General features: G+C 61.3%; 3 protein-coding genes and 1 pseudogene. All 4 read left to right on the forward strand.

Features of this window, described 5'->3' with window-relative positions; translation table 11 throughout:
* Window positions 1-191, forward strand: a 191-nt coding sequence (locus MAMT_RS05060) for a copper amine oxidase (RefSeq protein ID WP_142659920.1), incomplete at its 5' end; no start/stop codon positions are given.
* Between the two features lie 134 nt (window positions 192-325).
* Window positions 326-1,676, forward strand: a pseudogene (locus tag MAMT_RS05065) (IS1380 family transposase).
* 797 nt (window positions 1,677-2,473) lie between these two features.
* Window positions 2,474-3,757, forward strand: a complete 1,284-nt coding sequence (locus MAMT_RS05070) for an MFS transporter (protein ID WP_178086920.1) — start codon at window positions 2,474-2,476, stop codon at window positions 3,755-3,757.
* An 84-nt stretch (window positions 3,758-3,841) separates the two neighbouring features.
* Window positions 3,842-5,749 (forward strand): potassium transporter Kup, encoded by a 1,908-nt coding sequence (locus MAMT_RS05075; RefSeq protein ID WP_142659922.1) that lies wholly within the window; start codon window positions 3,842-3,844, stop codon window positions 5,747-5,749.
* Window positions 5,750-5,772 lie beyond the last annotated feature (23 nt).

Below are 5,772 nucleotides of genomic sequence, written 5' to 3' on the forward strand. Positions count from 1 at the left end.
AGCCGCCCTCCCCGCCGAGCCGGCGGAACGCGGTCGGCCGCTCGCCCGGTTGCAAGCGGATGCCGGGCGCGGACACGGCTCGTCCCTTTTCGTATTCCGGGTCGAGCCTGCTCACCCGTGCCGGCTACATCCGCCACACGCTCTGGGTGACGCGTTACGACCCCCAGGAGCAATACGCAGCCGGGGACTAGCCCCGATATCTCACCAATAGCGGGCATAGCGGAAGGCAAAAAAGCCGGCAAAAGGGCATAGGAAAGGCCGTCTTTCCCTGGTATAAGTGCGTTATCGAGACGTTACTACAACCAGAAAAAAGAAACGGCCTTCAATGACAGAGTGTAGCCAAGAGACTTTTGCGTTTACAGCTCATTTTTCGCGACGGGTGGAAGCGGGATTTACCGCGGGTCGGATTTCAAGCGATGGGGGCGCGATCCTGTTGCGGGAAGCGGATCGGAAGATCGATTTGTTAAGACGGCTGGAGGGCTGCTTTCGGGGATCGACGCCATCCGAAACGCATTATTCATCGGCTACGGGAGATGCTTGCCCAGCGCATCTTTGGGATTGCGCTGGGCTACGAAGACCTCAACGACCATGAGCAGTTGCGGACCGATCCGTTGGTTGCTCTCCTGAGCGGGAAAAGCGATCTGGAAGAGGATCTGGCAGGGAAGAGCACGCTCAACCGGCTGGAACTGGTGGGTCGAAGCGAGCGCTACCACAAGATCGACTACTCGGCCGAAGCGATCGACCGGCTTCTGGTCGATCTCTACCTCGAATCGCACCCCCAGCCGCCCGAGGAGGTGGTGCTCGATCTGGATGCGACCGACATTCCTCTTTACGGACACCAGCCGGAGCGCTTCTTCCATGGTTACTACGACTCCTACTGCTATTTGCCGCTCTACTTCTTTGCCGACGATCAACTCCTTGGCGTCCGGCTTCGGCCATCGAATCAGGATGCGTCGGCGGGCTCCCTTCCGGAGGCGCGCCGGATCGTGGGACAACTCCGTTCCCGTTGGCCTGGAGTCAAGATCGTGCTTCGGGCCGATTCAGGCTTCTGCCGGGAAGAGATCATGGCCTGGTGCGAAGCCAATCAAGTCGACTACCTCTTCGGCTTGGCCCGCAACGAGCGCTTGTGCCGGACCATTAAGGCGTCGATGGAGCAAGCCCGTCGTCTGCACGAGTCGAGTGGCAAGCCGGCCCGCTTCTTTACCGAGTTTGCCTACCGCACCTTGAGCAGCTGGTCGAGGGAGCGTCGGGTGGTCGCCAAAGCCGAGTACCTGGAAAGAGGAGAGAATCCACGCTTTGTCGTGACCTCTCTCTCCACCGAGGAGTGGCCCGCCCAAAACCTTTACGAGAAGCTCTACTGTGCTCGTGGCGACATGGAGAATCGGATCAAGGAACAACTCCACCTCTTTGCCGACCGGCTCTCGACCGCGCAAATGGCCAGTAACCAACTTCGCCTCTACTTCTCGGCTCTCGCTTTCACCCTGGTCGAAGCGCTGCGACGGCTGGCTCTGCGAGGAACGGACTGGGCCGAGGCCCAGGTCGACACCCTCCGGCTCAAGCTCTTTAAGATCGGCACGCTGGTCCGCGTTAGCGTCCGCCGTGTCTTCCTCTCGATGAGTAGCGCCTATCCTTGGAAGAGCCTCTTTACCCACGCCTTCCGAGTGCTGCGTTGCTGAGCATCTGCCAAAACCGCAGTTCTGTTCCTTCGGCAAAGCCTACGACCAGGCGGAGCCTTGCTCCACAACCGGCTTTTTGCGCTTTGCAGCGCTCGCGTTAAGGCAAATCGAATGAAAATCTTGCTCGATCCCGCCTCACGAGGAGCTCTGCGCGGCCGAAACTCCTCGCAAGCGACTCAACCGGCACCTCTCTCGGGCGAAAGCTCGTACTGGTGAGATATGGCGGCTAGAAACCTCCGCGACCAACGTCGAGCTTCTCCTCCAAAGCCGCGGCCGGGAGATCCGCTTTGCGTCGCCCGCTACCCAGTATGCAGAGGTCTCTCCCGCGACAAGATAATGGGGGAATACCTTTTCGGGCAGACCGCGATGCAGGCACGAGGAAGAACAAGAGACCGGCGGCCGTTGCGGCAACGGAGATTCTCTCTTGCCGTGCTGGGGATGAGCCTCTCCCTCCTTCTCCCCCTTCCAAGAACGAGTGCGAGCCAGACTGAAGAAGAAGAGCCCAAGGCGAGCCCGGATGCCGGATCACCCGAGCAAAGGAGCTCTCCTGCTCCAGAGGAGGCGCCGCCCGATGACGCCCTACCCCAAGCGGAGAATCCGAAGCCCATGCCCGCCGAAACGGGGGCGGCAGGAATCCGAGTGACATTCCGCTCCGGACCGCCGCAGATGGCGCCATGGCAGAGGATCGTCAGGTAGAGGAGTTCGATCGCCGCCCCTGCAGCCTTCCGGGAAGCGATGGCTGGGGCCGGGGGAAGGAGGCCGGAGAACGTTTGAGGAGGTCCCCTCTCTCCTCTCCCATGCCAAAGACATTCCCTTCCTTCTACCCCGCCCTGGTCGCTTTCTTCGCCTGGACGTTCGCGGTCTACGACTTTGTGCTCTTCGGGCTTCTCCTTCCCGTGCTCGCCAAGGAGTTCGGCTGGTCTCCCGCGCAGAGTGTCTCGATCGCCTTGTGGGTCGCCGTTGCAAGCTTCCTCTGCTCGCTTCTCGTCGGCCCGATTGCGGACGGGTTGGGCCGGCGAAACGCACTCGTCATCACGGTCGGCGGAGCGGCCTTGAGCTCCGGACTGACGGCCCTGGCGGTCGGCCCCCTCTCGCTGATTTTCGCGCGAGCGCTCTCGGGCCTCGGCTATTCCGAGCAGGCGATCAATACGGTCTATCTGTCGGAACTGGAACCGGCGGGGCGACGGGGCAGAATCTACGGCTTCGTGCAAGGAGGCTGGCCGATCGGCCAACTCTTGGCCACGGGGGCGACGGGGCTGCTCCTTCCTCTGGTCGGCTGGCGCGGAGTTTTTTTTGTCGCCGGCTTGCCGGCGCTCGCGGTCTTTCTCGCCCGCCTCCGGCTCCCCGAAAGCCCCCACTTCCGCAAGCTCCAGCGCTTCCGCCGGCTCCGTCGGCATCGGACTCCGGGGGTGGCCGCCCGCTACGCGCAGCGCAACGGCATCGACGCGGAAAAGTCCGGGCAGATGTTTCTGATGCAGCTCCTGGGGCGGGATCTACGCTCCCACTTCCTGTTCTTGGTGAGCGCCTTCTTCTTCAACTGGTTTGCGGGACAGATCTTCACGATATTGGCGACCACGATCTTCACCCAAGCCAAAGGATTGTCCTACAACGAGGCGCTCTATGTCTTCGGGGCGGGAAGTGCCGCCGCCTACGTCGGTTATGTCTTCCACGGATATTTGGGAGACCTTCTCGGTCGCCGGGAGACCGTGGCGGTCGCGTGGATCGCCTCGTCCCTCGCCTATGCAGCGCTCCTCCTTCTCGCGCGAGGGTTTTGGTCCGTGGCCTTGTGCTATGCGCTCGCCGACTTCTGGCGGGCGGGGGCTTACTCGGCTCTCTTTACTTACATCGCCGAGTCGTTCCCGACGCGGGTCCGGGGTAGCGCCGCCGCGCTCATCAACGCCATCGGCCCTCTGGGCGCGATCGTGAGCTCCTCTCTCTTGAGCAGCTTTCTCGGTCATGGGATGAACGGCGTCTGGGCGACCTTCTGGATCGGGGCTCTTCCCGCTCTTCTGTCCGGACTGCTCCTTTTGGGCTGTCGGCGGATACGCCCCGGCCTTACGCTCGAGGCGATTTCCCGATAAGGAAATGGCCTCGGAAAAGATTTCCCGTGCCTGCAGGAAGGCTCTTGGGCATTCTTCCCCCGCTCGGCCAGGCAAGACGGCTTCATGAATCGCAATGCAGAATCAATCCCTCTGCTCACGCTGGCGGCTCTCGGCGTCGTCTTCGGAGATATCGGCACCAGCCCGCTCTATACGCTGAGTGCATGTCTTGCCGCGACCTCCCTGCCCGCCAACACCGGGAATCTCCTGGGAATTCTTTCCCTCCTCTTCTGGACCCTGACCCTGGTCGTGAGCATCAAATACGCATGGATCGTCATGCGAGCAGACAATCATGGGGAAGGTGGGATCATGGCGTTAACCGCATTAGCTTCCCATGCGACCCGAAGGAACGGACGGATTTCCCGGAGGATTCTGACGATCGGTCTGCTGGGGGCGGCTCTTTTCTACGGCGATGGAGTGATCACGCCGGCCATTTCCGTCCTGTCGGCCACCGAAGGGATCGGAGTCGCCTCGCCGGCGGGAAAACCCTGGGTCATTCCGCTGGCCTTGGGCATCATCGTCGGGCTCTTTTTAGTCCAACGCCGAGGCACCGCGGCCATCGCCCATCTCTTCGGGCCCGCTATGGCGATCTGGTTCCTCCTCCTCTTTGGCTCCGGCCTCCGCTGGATCCTCACCGATCCTCAGATCCTGCTCGCCCTGAACCCCTGGTTTGCGCTCCGTTTTCTCGGCATGCACGGGCTGGGGGGATTCCTGATTCTTGGCGGGGTCGTCCTTGCCGTGACCGGTGCGGAAGCCCTCTACGCCGATATGGGGCACTTCGGTTCCCGACCGATTCGGGCCGCATGGTTTGTTGTGGTCCTTCCTGCCTTGACGATGAACTACTTCGGGCAGGGCGCACTGCTCGATCGCAATCCCGCAGCCATCCAGAATCCTTTCTTCCAGCTTTTCCCCCCATGGGCGATGCTACCCATGGTCGTCGTTTCCGGGATCGCCACGGTGATTGCGTCGCAAGCGGTGATTTCCGGAGCCTATTCCGCGACCCACCAAGCTCTCCTTCTCGGTTATCTGCCCCGGATGAAGATCATTCACACCTCGGAAGCCAAGCAGGGTCAGATCTATTTGCCGATGCTCAATTGGCTCTTGCTGGGGGCGGCCATCGCCGTAGTCCTCTGGTTCCGGTCTTCCGCCGCCCTCAGTTCCGCCTATGGGACGGCCGTCACCGGCACGATGATGCTCACGACCCTCTTGGTCGTCTTCATCGCCCGCCGATCCTGGAAATGGTCGCTCTGGGTCACGGGTCTTTTCTTCGGCTGCTTTATCGTTCTGGATGGAGTCTTCTTCGGCGCAAATCTCATGAAATTCCGGGAAGGAGGATGGTTCCCTCTGGTGATCGGCCTAGGGGTCTTCCTTTTGATGTCCACCTGGCATCGGGAGCGGGAGCTCCTCACCCGCAGACTCTACCCGGAAACTCTCCGGGTCGAAGGTTTCCTGGATTCCCTCTCCTCCGCCTCGCCGATCCGGGTTCCCGGCACCGCCGTCTATCTAACCTCCGGAGAGCACGGCCTTCCCCATGCCCTGCTGCAGAACCTCACCCACAATAAAGTGCTTCACGAACAGATCATCCTTCTCACGCTCCTTTTCGAGGAAGCGCCGCGAATCCCTCCGTCGGAACGAATGACGCTCCGAAAGTACCAAAAAGGATTCGTGCGCCTGATCGCTCGCTACGGGTTCATGGAGCATCCCGACATCCAGGGGCTACTCGATTCCTGCGTCCAGCAAGGGATGCTCAACCCTCTTCCGGATGTAACCTACTTCCTCTCCCGTCAACGGGTGGTTCCCACGAGGAAAGTGGGCCTCGATTTCTGGAGGGAGCGGCTCTTCGCCCTGATGCTCCGGATCTCTACGGGCGGCAGTGACTTTTTGGGTCTTCCCCCTGCCCGCGTGATGGAGCTTGGGGATGTCGTTGAGCTTTCTCCCCTGGAGTGCTGTCCGCTAAAGGGACGGTCGGCTTGACGGGTTGCGCGTGATTAAGCGCA

The organism is Methylacidimicrobium tartarophylax (genome assembly GCF_902143375.2).
Lineage (GTDB): Bacteria > Verrucomicrobiota > Verrucomicrobiia > Methylacidiphilales > Methylacidiphilaceae > Methylacidimicrobium > Methylacidimicrobium tartarophylax.

Bases quoted from the DNA above. Each gene is read 5' to 3' on its own strand.
- MAMT_RS05070 (WP_178086920.1), top strand. From the start codon at position 2,474: ATGCCAAAGACATTCCCTTCCTTCTACCCCGCCCTGGTCGCTTTCTTC.
- MAMT_RS05075 (WP_142659922.1), top strand. From the start codon at position 3,842: ATGAATCGCAATGCAGAATCAATCCCTCTGCTCACGCTGGCGGCTCTC.